Origin of the sequence: Bradyrhizobium sp. TM239 (assembly GCF_036247985.1) — a bacterium.
GTDB lineage: Bacteria > Pseudomonadota > Alphaproteobacteria > Rhizobiales > Xanthobacteraceae > Bradyrhizobium > Bradyrhizobium ottawaense.
The window spans coordinates 438927-457439 of record NZ_BTIR01000008.1 but is presented as its reverse complement, the minus strand read 5'-3'; the positions used below and the strand labels follow the sequence as shown (position 1 = coordinate 457439).

Genomic DNA, 18513 nt, shown 5'->3' with positions numbered 1-18513 from the left:
GTGGGGAGATGATCGGATGTCGGCGGGGCATGGAGCGGAAGCGGAGGAGGCCAGGGTCGTCAACGGCCTCTACATCTTCGACATCGAAATGCGCGACGGCAAGCGCGGACAGGCGAGGGGCGTCGTCGTGCTCTGCGACGGACGCATCATGGGCGGCGACAGCTATTTCTACTACACCGGCACCTACACCTTCCGAAACGGCAAGTGGCGCGGCGACATGATCGTCAATCAGCATACCGAAGCGGTCGGCAGGACGCTTGCGTTCGGCGGCAGGGAGGTCACCTGCGGCTTCTCGGGCGACTATTCCGCAGGCGGTGCCGAGGTCGAAGGCATGGCACTGGTCGGCAAGACCAGCGTGACATTCACCGCCCGCCTCACATTGAAGGACGCGATGTAAATCCGCGTGACCGGCCCTCGTTCCTGCTCAGGAACCTTCGCACTTACAGAGCGTTCGCGTCTGTTGTTGCGAATTGTCGAGGAGAGGGACCATGCGTCAACACTTGATGTTATCGACTGCGGCCGTCGGGCTCATGCTCGCGTCCGGCATAGCCTACGCCCAGGCGCCCGGTGAGCGCAGAGACGAGCCAAAACGGACCGAGGAACCGGCGAAAGGCGCCGCGCCCCAGCGCGGTGGTGCAGCTCAAGAACGCGTCCAGGATCGCGCCCAGGGCGCACAAGAGAAAATGCAGGGAGCCGGCCGTGAGGAGAAGGGCGGCGGCCGCCGGGCAGACGAAGAGAAAGGACGGCCGGGCACCGCCACCGAACGCGGCCAGCCCAATGCGAAGGAGCAGGCACAAGACTCCCGCGAGCCATCGCGAGATCGCAACCGAGAAGCCGACACGACGAAACAAGGTCGCGAGACCGGCAAGAGCAGCGCCGAGACGAAGCAGGACAAGTCCGCGCCGCAGAAATCAACGGCCGAGTCCGAGAAGTCCAAGTCCGGTCCGGCTGGCCAGCAGAACGAGCGCAACCAGAACCAGCCTCCGCGCAATGCGGCCGAGCAACCGCCGGCGCAACAGAACAGCCGGCCTGCCACCGCGACGGACACGAACCGCGCGGCTCCGACCAACAATGCGCAAACCGTGCCTTCCGGTACGCAGACCAATCAAGCCAATCAGACCACCCAGACCAACACGCAGGTTGGTCAGCAGACCAGCGTGACCACCGAGAAGCAGGTGCGGATGTCTGAAACGGTGAGCCGCGCGCGGTTGGCGCAGCCGGAGCGCAACCTGAACATTTCGATCCGGGTGGGCGAGGCGATTCCCTCGCGCGTGCGACTGTACCGGCTGCCGCCCGAGATCGTCTCGATCGAGCCCCAATATCGGGATTACGAGTATTTCGCGACCGATGACGACGTCGTCATCGTGGAGCCGCGGACGCATCGCATCGTCAGCCAGGTGCCGCGCGATCCGTCGCGAGCCCGCGCGCAGATGGGCGGCGCTGCCTCGTCGAACGTGGCAGCCGCCGGCAGCGCGACGGGCAATAGCGTGAATTGCCGGATCATGCGGCGTGATGCATCGGGCAATGTCGCCGAAGCAGAGCCGTCAACTGTCGGCTCGACCGCGCGCACGGATTCGCTGAGCGTGATGGTTCAGATGCCGGACGGCAGCTCGTCCGCACCGGTCGCCCTCGGGGCGGCCGCCGGCAATATCGTGGTCGCGACGCAAGGGCAGGGCGACTGCACGGTGACGATCGAGCCGCAGACGCGCTGATCGAAAGACGACGCTGAAACGACAACGCGCCGCCCGGATGCCCCAACCGGACGGCGCGTTGCTGCGTTCAATCTGAAAGTTTCGAGGTCCGGAGTGCCTAGGAGTCCGGACCTCGTCACCTTGCCCCAGCCTTCAATCCCCCGCCCCATGTGGTCCCCCAACCCCATGTAGCGCGATCAGAGGGTGATGCCCGTGGAAGTGGCCGCCGATCGATGCACGCGATGTACGTGACATCGCGATAGGATTCTATTCCGGATCACTACGGACACAGATGCCGCTTGCCATGTGCCCGTTCTGCATCGGTGGTCTGATCGCCGTGGCCTGATCTACCGCACGCGATCGGCAGGATGTCCACATCTCCGCGGCGCTGCTGAACCTCGATTTCACGGGCCTGTCATTGAACTGGTCTAGCGCTGCTCCCTGTCATCGCCGACAGCCAAGGAGCAAGCCATGTCGAAGCCGGTGTTGGGCGCCGCATTGTCCATCAAATCTATCCCCGCGCATCGCGACTGGCTTCTCGACCGGCAGCGCGATCTCGAAATCCAGGATTTCTTCCGCGCCGATCTGCTCGATAGCGACTGGCGCAGCACGGCCGGCGAGATCAAGCAGATGCTCTCGGGCCATACCGGCCGGCTCGGCATCCACGGCCCGTTCTGGGGCTTCAAGATTGACAGCCACGATCCCATGATCCGCCAGGCCGTGACCAAGCGCCTGCTTCAGGGCCTCGACGCCGCCGAATTCCTCGGCGCGACGCAGATGGTGATCCATTCGCCGTTCACGACCTGGGACCACAACAATCTCGATCTTTATCCGGACAATCGCGGCAACCTCGTCGAGCGCGTCAAGGCGACGCTCGCCGAGGTGATCGCGCGCGCCGAGACCATCGGCTGCGAGATCGTCATCGAGAACATCGAGGACAAGGATCCGCGCGACCGGGTGCGCCTCGCCAGGGCGCTGGAAAGCGCCAAGGTCCGCGTTTCGCTCGACACCGGGCACGCCAACTACGCCCACATCTCCACCGGCGCGCCGCCGGTCGACTATTACGTCGAGACCGCTGGCGACATGCTGACCCATGTGCATCTGCAGGACACCGACGGCTTTGCCGACCGGCACTGGGCGCCGGGCGAAGGCAACATCCCCTGGGTCGCCGTGTTCCGTTCCCTGGGACGGCTGAATTCCAACCCGCGGCTGATCCTCGAACTCCGCAACCACGACGACGTCCGCGCCGGCGCAGCCCATCTCGCCGCGCTCGGTCTCGCCGAATAACCGCATCATCTGGGGCTACCGCCATGAGCAAATTCACCCGTCGCACCATCCTGAAAACCGGCGGCGCCGCCGCAGGTACGCTGCTGCTGCCGCGTTTTGCGATCTCGCAGGGCGACAACCGTCCGTCGGTGACGATCGCCGTGCAGAAGGTGACGAATGCGAACGTGCTCGACGTGCTGCGCGAGCAGTCCAATGTCGGCGAACGCGTGTTCTTCTCCTCGATCTGGGAGGGCCTGATCTCCAAGAACTGGCGCGGCAGCCTCGAGGCCGTGCCCGGCCTTGCCACCGAGTGGCGGCGCATCGACGACCAGACCGTCGAGGTGAAGCTTCGCCAGGGCGTCAAGTTCCACAACGGCGACGAGCTGACGGCCGAAGACGTCGTCTTCACCTTCAGCCGCGAGCGCATGTTCGGCGAGACCGAGGCCAAGAGCCGCTCGACCATCCAGGCCTTCGAGAAGATCCCGACACCGCGGCCGGGCAAGGAATTGCCGCCCGACGTTCCCGCGGTCGCACGCCGGATCTGGCCGGACCTCGTGCGCGTCGATGCGATCGACAAGTACACGGTGCGCTTCTACAACGCGACGCCCGACGTCACGATCGAGGGCCGGCTGTCGCGCTACGGCTCCGACATCATGAATCGCCGCGCCTGGGACGAATCCGCGAGCTACCTCGACTGGGCGCGCAAGCCTGTGACGACCGGCCCCTACAAGGTCGTCGAGCTCAAGCCCGACGTGTCGCTGACGCTCGAAGCGCACGACGAATATTGGGGCGGTCGTCCGCCGCTCAAGCGCATCCGCTTCCTGGAAGTGCCGGAGGTTGCCAGCCGCATCAACGGGCTGCTCTCGGGCGAGTACCAGTTCGCCTGCGACATCCCGCCGGACCAGATCGCCGGCATCGAGAAGAACGCCGCGTTCGAAGTGCAGGGCGGCACCATCCTCAATCACCGCCTGACCGTGTTCGACAAGAACCACGCCCAGCTCGCCAATCCGCTGGTGCGCCGCGCCTTCACCCACGCGATCGATCGCCAGGCCATCGTCGACAGCCTGTGGGCCGGCCGCACCCGCGTGCCGAAGGGCCTGCAATGGGAATTCTACGGCGACATGTTCAACGCCGACTGGAGCGTGCCGGCCTATGATCCGAAGCTGGCGCAGGATCTGCTGAAGCAGGCCAATTACAAGGGCGATCCGATTCCGTACCGCCTGCTCAACAATTACTACACCAACCAGGTCGCGACCGCGCAGGTGCTGGTCGAGATGTGGAAGTCGGTCGGCCTCAACGTCCAGATCGAGACCAAGGAGAACTGGTCGCAGATCATGGAGCGCGCGCCGAGCCGCGCCGTGCGCGACTGGTCGAACTCGGCCGCCTTCAACGATCCGGTTTCGTCGCTGGTCGCCCAGCACGGGCCGAATGGCCAGCAGCAGCAGATCGGCGAATGGACCAATGTCGAGCTGAACAAGCTCTCGGAGTTCCTGGAGACCTCGACCGACCGTGCCGCCCGCAAGAAGGCGTTCCGTCGCATGTTGGAGATCGCCGAGCGCGAAGACCCCGCCTACACGGTGCTGCACCAGAACGCGACCTTCACGGCCAAGCCGAAGTCGATCAAGTGGAAGGCCTCGCCGGCGTTCGCGATGGATTTCCGCGCCGGCAATTTCGAGGCCTGAGGTGTCACCACTGGTCAGCATTGCGGGCCTGAGCGTCGCCTTCAGCGGCGTGCCGGTCCTGCGCGGCGTCGATCTCGCTCTTGGCAAGGGCGAGGCGCTCGGCCTCGTCGGCGAGTCCGGATCGGGCAAGTCGGTGACCTGGCTTGCCGCGCTCGGGCTGTTGCCACGGCATGCCAAGGTCTCGGGCTCGGTGCGGCTCGACGGACGCGAGATCCTGGGCGCGGCGGCAGCCGAGCTCGACACGGTGCGGGGCGGGCGCGTCGCCATGATCTTCCAGGATCCGGCGAGCGCGCTCAACCCGGTCTTGACCATCCGCAGGCAGCTCTGTGAAGCGCTGGCGCTGCATCGTGATCTCCAAAGCAGCGCCGTGAAGGCGGAAGCGCGACGGCTGCTCGATCTCGTCGGCATTCCCGATGCGGTGCGGCGGCTAGAGGCCTATCCGCACGAGTTCTCCGGCGGCCAGGTCCAGCGCATCATGATCGCGATGGCGCTCGCCGGAAATCCGGACCTCTTGATCGCGGACGAGCCGACCACCGCGCTCGATGCCACCATCCAGGCGCAAATTCTGGAGCTGCTCTCCACAATCCGCCGCGAGATGAACATGGCGATGGTGCTGATCAGCCACGATCTCGGCGTCGTCGCCGAGAATTGCGACCGCGTTGCGGTGATGTACGCCGGCCGCATTGTGGAAGAAGCGCCGGCCAACCAGCTCTTCGCCGATCCCGTGCATCCCTATGCCCAGGGCTTGATCGGCGCGCTGCCGCCGCTCGACGGGCCGCGGCGGCGTCTTGTCGCCATTCCCGGGACGGTGCCCGATCCCGCGCACATGCCCGTCGGCTGCGCCTTCGCGCCGCGTTGTGCGATGGCGGCCGAGGCGTGCGGCGTTTCCGCGCCGAGTCTGGCGCCCATCGCCGATGATCGGGCTGTCGCCTGCATCCGCGCCGAAGCCTCGCGCCGCGCGCTGCTCGGGATCGCGGCCGAATGAGCCCGCCGCTCGTCGAGGTGTCGTCGATCATGCGCAGCTACAGCATGCGCTCCGGCATGTTCGGTCGCAGCACGGCCGTCCACGCGGTCGACGGTGTGTCGCTCACGATTGCGAAGGGCCAGACGCTGGGCCTCGTCGGCGAGTCCGGTTCCGGCAAGTCGACCACCGGGCGCATCGTGCTCGGCCTCGAGCCGCCCGATAGCGGCGAGGTGAGGTTCGACGGCAAGCCGATGGCGGCGACCGGAACGGCCGCGTGGCGCGCAGAGCGGGCACGCATGCAGATGATCTTCCAGGACCCGCTGGGCGCGCTGGACCGGCGTTTGCCGGTCGCAGCGCAAATCCGCGAGCCCCTCGACATCCACGGCGTCGGCACACCCACGATGCGCGAGGAGCGCGTCCGCGAACTGCTGCGCGCGGTCGAACTGACGCCTGCGCATGGCGCGCGTTATCCGGGCGCGCTGTCGGGAGGCCAGCGTCAGCGCATCGTGCTGGCGCGGGCGCTCGCCACAAAACCGGATTTCCTGGTCTGCGACGAGCCGGTCAGCGCGCTCGACGTCTCGATCCAGGCGCAGGTGGTGAACCTGCTTTGCGATCTCCAGGCCCAGCTCTCGCTCACCCTGCTGTTCATCAGTCACGATCTGCGCGTTGTCAGGCAGATCAGCAACGTCGTCGCGGTGATGTATCTTGGCCGCATCGTCGAGATCGGCAGCGCGGACGATTTGTTCGCGCGGCCCGAGCATCCCTACACCCAGGCGCTGGTCTCGGCGTCGCCAGCGCCGGGCCGCCGCAGCGCAGGCCGCATCGTGCTCGCGGGCGACCCGCCGAACCCGGCCTCGCGCCCCGGCGGCTGCGCGTTCCATCCGCGTTGTCCGCGCGCCATCGCCCGATGCGCACACGAGGTGCCGGCGCTGTCGACCGTCGGCGGGGACCGGCAGGTCGCCTGTCATCTCGTTACGGGCGCTCAAACGCGAGACGCCGCGTGATGGGACGCTACTTCGCCATTCGCATCGGTCGCGCTGCACTCACGATCGTGCTCGTCGTCACCTTCGCCTTCGTCGTGCTGCGGCTGTCAGGCGATCCCGCGCTGATGATTTTGGGACCGGAGGCGCCGCCCGAGGTGCTCGCGGCTTTCCGCAAGGCCTGGGGCCTCGATGATCCCATCTGGTTTCAGTATCTCGATTATTTCGGCGCCATCGCCAAGGGCGAGCTCGGCCGCTCCATGCGCGACGGACGGCCCGCGATCGAGCTGGTGCTGGAGCGGATTCCGGCGACGCTGGCGCTGACCTTGCCGGCCTTCGCCTTCAAGGTCGCGCTCGGCGTTCCCGCCGGCATCTACGCCGCGCTGCACCGGGGCTCCGGAATCGACCGCGCCGTCATGATGACGGCGGTCGCCGGCTTCACCGTGCCGAGCTTCGTCCTCGCGCTGCTGCTGGTGCTCGTGTTCGCCGTGCAGCTCGGCTGGCTGCCCTCGGGCGGGCAGGACAGTTGGCGCCACGCGATCCTGCCCATTGCGACGCTGAGCCTCGGCGGTGCCGCAGTGCTGGCGCGCTTCACCCGCAGCGCCATGCTGGAGGTGCTGGGCCAGCCCTATATCCGCACGGCCTCGGCCAAGGGGGTGCCGTGGCGCAAGGTGGTGACGTCGCATGCACTGCCGAACGCGGCGATCCCGACCGTCACCATTTTGGGCTTCATGGTGGGCACGCTGATCGCGGGCGCGGTCGTGGTCGAGAGCGTGTTTGCCTGGCCGGGAGTAGGGCGGCTTCTTGTCGTTGCGGTCGCCAATCGCGACCTCGCCGTCGTGCAATGCATTCTGCTGCTGGTCGCCATGACCATGGTTACGTCCAACCTGGTGGTCGACTTCCTCTACGGCTTCCTCGATCCGCGGCTGCGCGCCAAAGGAGCGCACGCATGACCGACGCCACGCTGAAAGACACGGCCAGCGGCCGCCGCATCAATCTCCCAGCGATCCCGGTCTCGGTCCTGCTTGCGATCACCTGGATCGCCGCGATGCTGGTGGTTGCGGCTTTCGCGGAGAAGATCGCGCCGTACGGCTTCACCCAGCTCGACTTGCGCAACCGGCTCGCCGCACCCGGCAATGTCGCGCACTGGCTCGGCACCGACGAACTCGGCCGGGACGTGCTGTCACGGCTGCTGGTCTCGATCCGCATCTCGCTGCTGATCGCCTTCGGTGCGACCGCCATCTCCGCGATCGTCGGCACCACGCTCGGCTTCCTCGCCGCGCATTTTCGGGGCGCCGTGGAGCAGCTTGTGCTGATGCTGACCGACTTCCAGGCCAGCATGCCCTTCCTGATCATGGCGCTGGCGGTGCTCGCCTTCTTCGGCAATTCGCTGCCGCTCTTGATCGGCCTGATGGGCATGTTCGGCTGGGAGCGCTACGCCCGCATCGCCCGCGGCCTTGCCATCTCCGCCAATGCGCAAGGCTACGCCGCCGCGGTCCGTCAGCTGGGCGCGACGCCGCCCCGGATTTACCTCCGGCACATCCTGCCCAACATCGCCTCGACCCTGATCGTCTCGACCACCCTGGTCTTCCCCGAGGTGATCCTGATGGAGTCGGGCCTGTCCTTCCTTGGTCTGGGCGTGCAGCCGCCGATGACCAGCCTCGGCAACATGGTCGGCTACGGCCGCGAATATCTGACCCGGGCACCCTGGATCATGCTGGCGCCGGCCACCACCATCGTCGTGACCACGCTGGCCGTCTCCGTGATCGGCGACTGGCTGCGCGACCGGCTCGATCCGACGTTGCAGTAACGGATGCGCCTCGGGATCATCCGCCGTCATTCCGGGGCGCGCCGAAGGCGCGAGCCCGGAATCCATTGTCCCGCGGGTGCTGCCGCCCGATGGATTCCGGGTTGGATGCTGCGCATCGCCCCGGAATGACGGAGAGAGGTAGGCTAGGCGCCGAAAACCCCGCGCCGGGAGCAGGGGAGCCCTGTCCGCCCCAAGTTCCCGTTGCGCGCGTTCCCCGCGTGCGCTATCCGGCCACAAAGGCCTGAGGCGGCACCACATTTTCCCGCCCGGCCGGTCAAACCGAGGACGGAAACCGCCATGCCAGCCTATCGCTCCCGCACCACCACTCACGGCCGCAACATGGCGGGCGCCCGCGGCCTCTGGCGCGCGACCGGAATGAAGGACGGCGATTTCGGCAAGCCGATCATCGCGGTCGTCAACTCCTTCACCCAGTTCGTGCCGGGTCACGTCCACCTCAAGGACCTCGGCCAACTGGTCGCCCGCGAGATCGAGCAGGCCGGCGGCGTCGCCAAGGAGTTCAACACCATCGCGGTCGACGACGGCATCGCCATGGGCCATGACGGCATGCTCTACAGCTTGCCGTCGCGCGAGCTCATCGCCGACAGCGTCGAGTACATGGCCAACGCGCATTGCGCCGACGGCCTCGTCTGCATCTCCAACTGCGACAAGATCACGCCCGGCATGCTGATGGCCGCGCTGCGGCTCAACATCCCCGCCGTGTTTGTTTCCGGCGGGCCGATGGAGGCCGGCAAGGTCAAGCTGCAGGGCAAGACCAAGGCCGTCGACCTCATCGACGCCATGGTCGCCGCGGCCGATAGCAAGGTCAGCGACGACGACGTCAAGGTGATCGAGCGCTCGGCGTGCCCGACCTGCGGCTCCTGCTCGGGCATGTTCACCGCCAACTCCATGAACTGCCTGACCGAGGCGCTCGGCCTCGCGCTGCCCGGCAACGGCACGGTGGTGGCAACCCATGCCGACCGCAAGCGTCTGTTCGTCGAGGCCGGCCACACCATCGTCGATCTCGTCCGCCGCTATTACGAGCAGGACGATGCATCCGTGCTGCCGCGCAACGTCGCTAACTTCAAGGCGTTCGAGAACGCCATGACGCTCGACATCGCGATGGGCGGCTCGACCAACACCGTGCTGCATTTGCTCGCCGCCGCCCATGAAGGCGAGGTCAAATTCACCATGCAAGACATCGACCGGCTGTCGCGCCGCGTGCCCGTGCTGTGCAAGGTCGCGCCGTCAGTCGCCGACGTGCACGTCGAGGACGTGCATCGCGCCGGCGGCATCATGGGCATTCTGGGCGAGCTCGATCGCGCCGGCCTGATCGACACCTCGGTCTCGACCGTGCATGCGCCGACCATGAACGAGGCGCTGGAGCGCTGGGATATCAAGCGCTCCAAGAGCGAGGCGGTCCGCACCTTCTTCCGCGCCTCGCCGGGCGGCATCCCGACCCAGGTCGCCTTCAGCCAGGAGCGCCGCTACGACGAGCTCGACGCCGATCGCGAGAAGGGCGTGGTGCGCAATCTCGAACACGCCTTCAGCAAGGACGGCGGCCTCGCCGTGCTCTACGGCAACCTCGCGCAGGACGGCTGCATTGTGAAGACGGCCGGTGTCGACGCCTCGATCCTGACATTCTCGGGCCCCGCGCGCGTGTTCGAAAGCCAGGACGCCGCCGTCGAGGGCATTCTGGGTGGGAAGGTCGTCGCAGGTGAAGTCGTGGTCATCATCTACGAAGGCCCGCGTGGCGGTCCGGGCATGCAGGAGATGCTCTATCCCACGAGCTATCTGAAATCGATGGGCCTCGGCAAAGCCTGCGCGCTCGTCACCGACGGCCGCTTCTCCGGCGGCTCCTCCGGCCTGTCGATTGGCCATCTCTCGCCGGAAGCCGCCGAGGGCGGCAACATCGGCCTGGTGCGGACCGGCGACCGCATTGCCATCGACATCCCGAACCGCAGCATCACGCTCGAGGTCTCCGACGAGGAGCTCGCCCAGCGGCGTGCCGCGGAAGAGGCCAAGGGTGATACCGCCTGGCAGGCGGTGGGCCGCAAGCGCAACGTCTCGACCGCGCTGCAGGCTTACGCAGCGCTCACCACCAGCGCCGCGCGCGGCGCGGTGCGCGAGGTCAAGCGGCGCTCTAAATAGCGCCTCGACACGCCACAGGCGGGAATCGATTGCTCCGGAGCGCTCGCGGTCCCCCGCGAGCGCTCAAATGCGCCGTGCAGGACAGAGATGCGAGGCCGGGACGGGGGGTCGCAAAGAAACGGCCCCCGCCTCCTGGGGTGTGGGCTATTGGGGGGTGGAGGCGAGAGCCGCTTTGCGAAGTGGGCACCCGACGTGCGGGCTCGCCCGCCAGGCCCTGTGAATTTAGTGCATTTGTTCTCGCTTTGCTATTTAATTTTTATTTATTTTTTGTTTTTTTCTGATTTAATCGTGCAATCCTAAGAAAAATAGCCGAAATCCCCTTTTTCCGAATCCGGCCAGGCGGTCGCCGTATCCCTCCGCAACGGTCCGGATGACAGTAGCGGAGTCAGCCATGAGTCAATCTCCATCGCTCGTGCCGCAAATGACGACAGACCGGGACGTCTATCTCGTGCTCGATGATTTCGGTCGGCGGATGGGCCGCGCCTGGTGCGAGACCGCCGAGGAGGACGCCGATCGGGCGACCCTGCTCAGACATCTCGTCGAGGGGCAATATCTCCATCCGGTACGTGTCGTGGCCTTCAATACCGCGGAGGGATGGTCACGAGACGCCACCGCAGAAATAGCAGACGAGCTGCGCCGCCGCTTTGTCGAATTCGAGGAGACAGATCCCTCGCTGCTGGAGTTTCTGGAAAGAGCAGCGAGGCGCTGAAGCTCGACCTTGACGGAGGCGGATGAGCGATCTTCGCGTTAATGCGCGTGGTCAATGAGTTCTTACCGGTCGGCCGCGATCGGCCGTTCGCATTAAGGATGCCCCGACGAAGTTCGGCAGCCCTGGATTTTGCGGCGTATACTCGCGCGACCTTCGCAAATCCATTTTGGGCAACTGGGGCACCACCGCAATGTCTCGTACTCTCGCCGTCGTTTTCTCCACCGCCGTCGCCGCGATTTCCATGACGGGCGCAGCCTCCGCCGGCTGCTACAATTGCTACGCACCGCCGCCGTGCCAGACCTGCTATCAGCAGCAATACGTGCAGCCGCAATACCGCACCGTCGACGAGACCGTGATGGTCTCGCCGGGCTCCGTTGTGGCGCACCGCTCGCCGGCGCAGTATCGCACCGTGATGGTGCCGCAGACCGTGATGGTCGCGCCGCCGAGCGTCCAGTACGAGCGCATCCCGCCGCAATACGCCACGCGCCAGCGCGTCGAGATGGTCTCGCCCGGCTATTCCTATTACGCCCCGGTGCAGATGGGCTGTGCGTCCTGCGGGTACTGAGCCGACCGAGCTACCAACAATTCCATGCGGCGCTCCTCACGGGGCGCCGTTTTTGCTTTTGCTGCTGGCAGACGGCTTATGTTTGAGACTATACCGTAGTTTCTAACGCCTAAAGGCGTTCGCATAGCCGGCTTTTGGGCTTGCAATCACCGTCGCACGGACGTGTCCATGGCTGCGGAAGGCGACTTAAGCCCTATCGCCTTTTGTGGCGCCACGTCTCGCACTCGCGTTTTGGTTGCTGATGGATGCACCATCAAATTGAATAACGATCACTTTCGGAAGTTTGAGGCTTCATCCTAAGAGCCTGACCGGAAAGGGTGAGCGGCTTTGGAGGGCTTGTGATTCCTTCGGATTTGCAAAGATTCGAGGGAGGACACAATGCCGTGGACCAAAGCCGCTCGTATCCAAGTATCAGCGCGGTGGACTGCGTTACGAAGCGACCTGACCGATGCCGAGTGGGCGTTGATCGCCCGAAAGATGCCGCGGCGGCAGCGATTGGGCCGGCCGCGGGAGGTTCGATCTGCGCGAGATCGTGCAGGCGATCTTCTATGTCCTGTGGAGTGGCTGCCAATGGCGAGCCTTGCCGAAAGAGTTCCCGCCATACTCGACGGTGCAGGGCTATTTTTACGCTTGGCGCGACACGGGCAGATGGCAGGAGATCGTCGAAGCGTTGGTTCGGAAGGCGCGCCGGCAACTGGGACGAAAGCCCAAACCGACAGCTGCCGTCATCGATAGCCAGACCGCCTCGACGACCGAGGCCGGCGGACCACGCGGATTCGATGCCGCAAGCGCCTCCATGGGCGTAAGCGCCATATCGTGACCGATACCAACGGTCTGTTGCTGGCTGCATATGTTCATCCCGCCAATATTCAGGATGTCCACGGTGCCGTTCCCTTGTTGAAGGACTTGCGAGGCCGTTTCCCGCGGCTTGAGCATGTCTTTGCCGATCGGATATATCGCGGCAAACAGCTCGTCAACGCACTCTCAGGCTGCGGACCGTGGACGATCGAGATCGTCGAACGACCGCACGGCGTCAAAGGCTTCCAGCTCCTGCCCAGGCGCTGGGTCGTCGAGCTTAGCTTTGGATGGCTCGGCAGATGCCGGCGCCTTTCGAAAGACTTCGAAGGCTCTGCCGCCACCGAGCTCGCCTGGCTGCTTGCCGCCCATCTGAGGCTCCTAATTCGCCACCTGGCCGCACCCTGAAAGCGTCTACGCGCCTTTTTGAGTCAGGCTCTAAGGTGGCATAGCGATTTTATGAAGCGCCTTACCCCTCGCTACCACAATCTGGAGAAGCCTGATCTGCAAGCCGCATTTGCGATATTGCCATGCAGAGCGGTGACACCGCCGACGGGCCGGCCGAGCTAAACGAATTGAACCGGCTCTGTCGCTATCTCATCAGCGAGAAGACGCGCGGCCCAAGTCGGCAGCTCGTCGATGCGATCGACAATTGTGTTGAGCAGCTCACTGGCGACCGGACGAAGCTGCACCCTGGATCCTTCAGCATCTGATCTGGCCGCTTTTATCCTCCCTTAGTATATGTGCAGTGCACTGTGACTTGCACTCGCCCTCAGGTTGCGATTTAGTCGCTGCATTTTGAAGAGGGGGAATTTTCATGGCCGATGTTCAAGTGACGTGCATCAATAAGCAGCCTAGGAACGACCCACATGAGGGGATCACACATCTCGGAAATTCGACCGGGAAATGGACGCGGCAAAGTGTGATCAATTGGATCGAGGCGGGCACTCACACCTTTTATACGCTCGTGAATGACAAGCGAGCCGACGTTGGTGTCGTTCAGGGGGCAAACGGCAAATACGTCAGGACGCACGCTGACGGATATTACAACGATAACCTTTTGGCTTTACCTGAGTGCCCATAACCCACGCGTCTCGTTGAAGCCAGCGACTTGCGCACTCGCTTTGATTGCGGTTGAATGACTGCAGCCAGGGGGGCGCCGATGGCTATGTTTCTGAAGATCGTTTCCGGCTTCTATTTGCTGATCGTCTGGCATTTTTGTAGGAGCTTCGCCCACCAGCGCCGCCGACCATAGCGTCAGATCCGCTCTTCCACATGTGCGCATTCCTCGTCGCAGTCTGTTTCTCGATTCCGGCTCACGGTTCTCTTCGCTTTCGGTCAGATCGTCGGTGAGATTCGTTCGATCCGAAACTATTCACGACTCCAGTCTGAGCATCTCAAGGCGATGCGAGCCTACTACGAGCCGCAAGGGCGATGGAAGATGCCAAGAATGTCTTCAGCCTCCGGAGTGGGTCTCGTTGCGTCGATGGCCTTGCTTCCCTTCCCGTCGGTGTCCAACCACCGCATGCCAATATACTAGAACTCGCATTCATGAAGCCAATGCAAGATAAAAATACAGATGTCGTTCGTCTGTTGATTGCAGAAGCGATCGACGACGAGCGCAAGAAAGTCGAACTGAAATTCATCGAGCAGGAGCATCGAACGACGCACGTTCTATTCAACCTCTATGCGCATTTGCGAAGTAAGAACCCCGATCTTCGCGGCGCGGCCTGGAAGGCTTTCTTTTGGCGGTTCTTTGTGCCGCGCGGCGTAACAGTCATTCTGGCAACAGGTGGTCTGCTGGGTATTTTACTTACGGCTTCGGGACTTATCCTCGCGTTCCGTGCCAACACATTGCTTGAGCGGCAAACCCATCGCATGGACGTCCAGAACATGCTCACCGAGTCGCAGCGACGCTCCGCTTTTCTGGCGTCAGAGCTAAGTAGCATTTTAACGCGATTGGAGGCGGAACAAAGCGAATGGAAGCAGCATCAGGCTCCTCAAGCTGAAGAGCGGTTGTTTACACCGACTGAAGTAACAATCGGCCGTCTAGTATCGCTGACACTAGCATTGAGGCCGTATCGTCCAATTGAAATGGAGACTCCGTCTCCTGATCGAGTACGTCGCCCTAAGGCGTATGGTCGATTTGCTTGGCTTGAATGGCTTGCAGATCAGTTGTTTCCGATTTCGGACGATGCGGATCTCTACCGATTTTCTGACAGATTGATTAGCCCCGAAAGGGGGCAGCTTTTGCTCGCCCTCATTCCACAAAAACTCGATTTCTCAGCCCTTAGCCGGGCAGGCGCGACATTTGACTATGCGGATTTATCGAACAGCACATTACACGACGTCAATCTTGGTGCGATACAGTTGCGTAACGCTGATTTTACGAGGGCCTCAATTGAAGACTCAAACCTAGGGAATGCCGATCTCGACTATTCGATCTTTGTAAGAACGAAAATCACGTCATCTACGCTGGGACCCGCCAACGAAGCTGAATTTAGCCATGTCGTCTTGAGCAATGTTGATTTCACGACCCGCGATGGATGGAACAATAATTGCCAAGCCCTGGGTGTGACAGCCAATTACAGTCCCGCCACGGTCGAAAAGCTCCTGCCGATGCTTGGTTGCCGCATGTTGGGAATGACTCTTCGCGACAAAGAAAGCGCAGAAAAGCTCATCGCCTTGGCAACGAACATGGATCAGTTCGTCGTGTGTATCGAAACCGCGATCGAGCCAACCGCTGACCCAGACAAGCCTAGCCCTACGTATCCACTATACGTCTTTCGGGAGAAAGACATGTCTTGCCACTCCAAGAACCAGTTGTATCCCCCCATCCAGGACCAAAAATAGTTTAAACAGTCCAATAGCCCCCGCCACGCCACCTGTTGTTGGCAAGCGGCGGTTGACGACGCCATGCGAGCGGCCATAAAGAAGTGAACCGACGACGTTGGGTAGCAAAGCGGCAGCAGGGTCCAAACGTCCTCTGCCAAGCGACGAAAAGCTAAACAATTTCAAGGTCCGGAAGGGTGGCCGAGTGGTTTAAGGCACCGGTCTTGAAAACCGGCGTGCCCGCAAGGGTACCGTGGGTTCGAATCCCACCCCTTCCGCCATACTATCGGTCGGGCTTTCCCGGGCAGGTGATCGGTGCATCAGACTTTCAATCCGGCCGTGCTCGACAAGCTGAGGCTCCGTATCCAGGCGTTGCGCGCCAAGACCATGGCCAATGGCTGCACCGAGGACGAGGCGCTGTCTGCCGCCGCCAAGGTCGCCGAGCTGCTCGATCGCCACGATTTGTCGCTCTCCGACGTCGAGCTGCGCGCCTCGCCGTGCGAACGGAGGGTCTTCGAGACCCATCGCAAGAAGCGAATTCCGCTGGACGACTGCATCGGCGCGATCGCGCATTTCTGCGATTGTCGGGTCTGGCGCGAGAAGAACGCGGCCGGGGAGAATAGCTATGTGTTCTTCGGTCTCGGCGCGGATGTCGAGGTCGCGCATTATCTGGCCGAGTTGATCGACGGCGCCGTGCGCGCCGAGCTTGGCCGCTTCAAGACCTCGCTCGACTACAGCAGGTTCCGGCACCAGGAGCGGCATCTGGCCAATGCCTCCTTCGCGCTCGGGATGGTGGCCTCGATCGCGGACAGGCTGTTGGCGATCAAGGCCAGTCGCGATCAGGTCAACGAAAGCACCGGTCGCGGGCTGGTCGTCCTCAAGACCTCTGTGGTCGATGCAGAATTAGACAAGCTCGACCTCAATCTCCGCACCGCGCGCAGCACCAGCCGGATGGTGTCGATGACGGCCTATGAAGCCGGCGGGGCTGCCGGCGCGTCGCTGGCCATCAATCCCGGCCTTGGCGAGTCGCAGTCAGGGACCGCTCGCAAGGGAAACTGAGGGGCGCGGCTTCGGCCGGAGTCGAGAGCATGGCGATGTCGGTCGTCTATGCTGCCGGCGTGCTGATGAAATGCCGCTTCACCGTAATTCGGCGGAGACTGTGAGAGCGGAAGCGACGAGGGGCGATAGCGACTTCGTCGCGCAGCCGGCACCGGACTCGAAGTGGAACAGCAGCTACCGCGAAGCGTCAGTAGCTGGTAGGTTCGGCACGAAGTGAGGACCGACATCATGGCGACGGACTGCTGCGAACAGAACGGCTCTTGCTGCAGCCCCCCACCGTTGAACCTCGAACCTGTTCGGCGCACAGAGTGCGGGTCCGCAGAGGCGGCGTGTGGTTGTTCCGGCGGTGTTCCGGTCTTCGACGGAATGGACCCCACGTACAAGCGGGTCCTCTGGACGGTAATCGCTGTCAACGGCTCGATGTTCTTGATCGAGATGCTTGCTGGGCAATTGGCAGGTTCACAGGCGCTGAAAGCCGATGCTCTGGATTTTCTTGGTGACACGGTGACGTATGGGCTCAGCTTGGCCGTGATCGGGGCGAGCTTGCGACGCCGAGCTACAGCCGCCCTTTTCAAGGGTCTCTCTCTCAGCGTGATGGCGCTCTGGGTTGTCGGGTCGACTGTCTACCAAACGCTCATTCTCGGTACGCCAAAAGCAGAAGTCATGGGAGTGATTGGATTTCTTGCTCTTGCGGCCAATCTCGGTTCGGTCTTGATGCTCAGGCCGTACAAGGATGGGGACGCGAACGTCCGGTCTGTTTGGCTCTGCTCGCGAAACGACGCAATAGGCAACGTGATCGTGATGGTCGCCGCCTTGGGCGTTTGGGGGACCGACACAGCTTGGCCCGACCTCCTCGTCGCTGCCGTGATGGGTGGCATCTTCCTGACCTCCTCGATCCAGATACTCCGACAGGCTTGGAGCGAGTTCAACGCGGATAACTCCGCAAGCCAGCAGACCGCTGCCGCTCGTTGACAACTCGGGCGGCTAATTAAGATTGGAAGCTTGTCCGCCAACATGAACAGTGGTGCCTAAAACGTGCGACTCTTGAACACCTGAGCATTGACTAAAGCGTACGAGGAAGGCGGGTGACCTGCACCTTCCTCGCGCAGTCGTGGCCACGCACGCTTGAGCCCCCCGTCTGTTCTGGCTGGCAGCTTGAACGAAGAGAAACCTCAGCTCTTCGGACCGCCGCCCTTCAGCGCGTCCCAGGCGGCCTGGTTCGCTTGATCGAATGCTTTGCGGGACTCCGCGAGTGCGGCGCTCAGGACCGACCAGGATTCGCTGCCAGCCTGCTTCAGCTTCTGCAGACGCGCTTCGGCTTCGGACGCATCGGATTTCATCTGCTTGAGCGCGGCATCGACATCGACGGTGCGAGCTGAGGCCACTTTGCTCGCGGCGTCGCGGAATTTATCCGCCGCTTCGCGCCACGCCTTGGCCTGGGCCGCGGCAACGTCCTTGAAGGTGGCCTGCTGCTGCTCGAACTGTTTGCCGGCGCCTTCGAAGTAGGTTTTCACCTGGGCCTCGAATCCAGCCCACTGCTTCTCCAGATCAGCCTTGGCGTCGGTCCAGGCGGCTTCACCTGCTTCCGCCTGGGTCTTGAGCATCGCCCGAAACGCGTCACGGCGCGTCGTCAGATCGGACAGGAGCTGATCCGTCTTGACCTTGGACTCGGCCTTGGCCTGGCCGGCTTTGACCTCGAACGAGGCCAATGCGGCATCCATTTCGTCGATCCGCTCCTTGGCCCAATTGAGGTAGAAATGCATGCTGCTCTGCTGTGACATGGCCGTCTCCATCTGCTTGCCGACGTCAGGATCTCAGAGCCTGAGCTTGCTGGTGTTGACCTGTCGCAATGACATCGCGCTGTGGAGCTCGCGCGAACCGTCGTGTCGCGCCCGGCGGAGTTTCCGAAGTTGGCAGGGTGGCGGGCCAGACGGCTTTCGCGGGTTTGAAAAATCTTGCCGCCAGAACGGCTTAGCTACTGTGCATGGGGTTGTTTTTCGATATTTTGGTGG

17 protein-coding genes, 1 tRNA gene and 1 pseudogene are annotated in these 18513 nt (G+C 63.3%); 18 read left to right on the top strand and 1 reads right to left on the bottom strand.

Features of this window, described 5'->3' with window-relative positions; genetic code table 11:
• The first annotated feature begins 16 nt into the window (after positions 1-16).
• The 18 genes and pseudogenes from AABA84_RS15915 (at position 17) to AABA84_RS15830 (ending at position 17473) form a co-directional block, all read left to right on the top strand.
• Positions 17-397 (top strand): GrlR family regulatory protein, encoded by a 381-nt coding sequence (locus tag AABA84_RS15915; RefSeq protein WP_338312478.1) that lies wholly within the window; start codon positions 17-19, stop codon positions 395-397.
• A 91-nt stretch (positions 398-488) separates the two neighbouring features.
• Positions 489-1712: a DUF1236 domain-containing protein gene (locus tag AABA84_RS15910; protein ID WP_338312477.1), complete on the top strand. Its 1224-nt coding sequence runs from the start codon at positions 489-491 to the stop codon at positions 1710-1712.
• A gap of 450 nt (positions 1713-2162) precedes the next feature.
• Positions 2163-2978, top strand: coding sequence for a sugar phosphate isomerase/epimerase family protein (locus AABA84_RS15905; protein ID WP_212249441.1), 816 nt, complete (start codon positions 2163-2165; stop codon positions 2976-2978).
• 23 nt (positions 2979-3001) lie between these two features.
• On the top strand, positions 3002-4639 hold the full coding sequence (locus AABA84_RS15900; RefSeq protein ID WP_338312476.1) for an ABC transporter substrate-binding protein: 1638 nt from the start codon (positions 3002-3004) through the stop codon (positions 4637-4639).
• A 1-nt stretch (position 4640) separates the two neighbouring features.
• Positions 4641-5624 (top strand): ABC transporter ATP-binding protein, encoded by a 984-nt coding sequence (locus AABA84_RS15895; protein ID WP_338312475.1) that lies wholly within the window; start codon positions 4641-4643, stop codon positions 5622-5624.
• A complete protein-coding gene (locus AABA84_RS15890) occupies positions 5621-6607 on the top strand; it encodes an ABC transporter ATP-binding protein (RefSeq protein WP_338312474.1) in 987 nt (328 codons plus the stop codon). The genes AABA84_RS15895 and AABA84_RS15890 overlap by 4 nt, the downstream gene beginning before the upstream one ends.
• Positions 6607-7536 carry an ABC transporter permease gene (locus tag AABA84_RS15885; protein WP_212249706.1) on the top strand — a complete coding sequence of 310 codons (930 nt, stop codon included), beginning with the start codon at positions 6607-6609 and terminating at the stop codon, positions 7534-7536. The genes AABA84_RS15890 and AABA84_RS15885 overlap by 1 nt, the downstream gene beginning before the upstream one ends.
• Complete coding sequence (locus AABA84_RS15880) at positions 7533-8393, top strand: ABC transporter permease (protein ID WP_338312473.1); 861 nt, start codon at positions 7533-7535, stop codon at positions 8391-8393. The genes AABA84_RS15885 and AABA84_RS15880 overlap by 4 nt, the downstream gene beginning before the upstream one ends.
• A 297-nt stretch (positions 8394-8690) precedes the next feature.
• Positions 8691-10541: a dihydroxy-acid dehydratase gene (gene ilvD, locus AABA84_RS15875; RefSeq protein ID WP_212249436.1), complete on the top strand. Its 1851-nt coding sequence runs from the start codon at positions 8691-8693 to the stop codon at positions 10539-10541.
• 391 nt (positions 10542-10932) lie between these two features.
• Positions 10933-11250, top strand: a complete 318-nt coding sequence (locus AABA84_RS15870) for a hypothetical protein (protein ID WP_212249435.1) — start codon at positions 10933-10935, stop codon at positions 11248-11250.
• A gap of 241 nt (positions 11251-11491) precedes the next feature.
• Positions 11492-11815: a hypothetical protein gene (locus AABA84_RS15865; protein ID WP_212249705.1), complete on the top strand. Its 324-nt coding sequence runs from the start codon at positions 11492-11494 to the stop codon at positions 11813-11815.
• Positions 11816-12193: 378 nt separating this feature from the next.
• Positions 12194-13018, top strand: a pseudogene (locus tag AABA84_RS15860) (IS5 family transposase).
• A 122-nt stretch (positions 13019-13140) separates the two neighbouring features.
• Complete coding sequence (locus AABA84_RS15855) at positions 13141-13323, top strand: hypothetical protein (protein ID WP_338312472.1); 183 nt, start codon at positions 13141-13143, stop codon at positions 13321-13323.
• Positions 13324-13427: 104 nt separating this feature from the next.
• Complete coding sequence (locus AABA84_RS15850) at positions 13428-13694, top strand: DUF3892 domain-containing protein (protein WP_338312471.1); 267 nt, start codon at positions 13428-13430, stop codon at positions 13692-13694.
• 350 nt (positions 13695-14044) lie between these two features.
• The gene (locus AABA84_RS15845; RefSeq protein ID WP_338312470.1) at positions 14045-15463 is read left to right on the top strand and encodes a pentapeptide repeat-containing protein; all 1419 of its coding nucleotides are present in this window, start codon (positions 14045-14047) and stop codon (positions 15461-15463) included.
• Between the two features lie 170 nt (positions 15464-15633).
• Positions 15634-15723, top strand: a tRNA-Ser gene (locus AABA84_RS15840).
• Between the two features lie 34 nt (positions 15724-15757).
• Positions 15758-16501 (top strand): DUF7168 domain-containing protein, encoded by a 744-nt coding sequence (locus tag AABA84_RS15835; RefSeq protein WP_338312469.1) that lies wholly within the window; start codon positions 15758-15760, stop codon positions 16499-16501.
• A gap of 228 nt (positions 16502-16729) precedes the next feature.
• Positions 16730-17473, top strand: coding sequence for a cation transporter (locus tag AABA84_RS15830; RefSeq protein ID WP_212249430.1), 744 nt, complete (start codon positions 16730-16732; stop codon positions 17471-17473).
• Between the two features lie 200 nt (positions 17474-17673).
• Here the strand turns inward: AABA84_RS15830 and AABA84_RS15825 are convergent, their stop codons facing one another.
• A complete protein-coding gene (locus tag AABA84_RS15825; RefSeq protein ID WP_212249429.1) occupies positions 17674-18282 on the bottom strand; it encodes a hypothetical protein in 609 nt (202 codons plus the stop codon).
• Positions 18283-18513 lie beyond the last annotated feature (231 nt).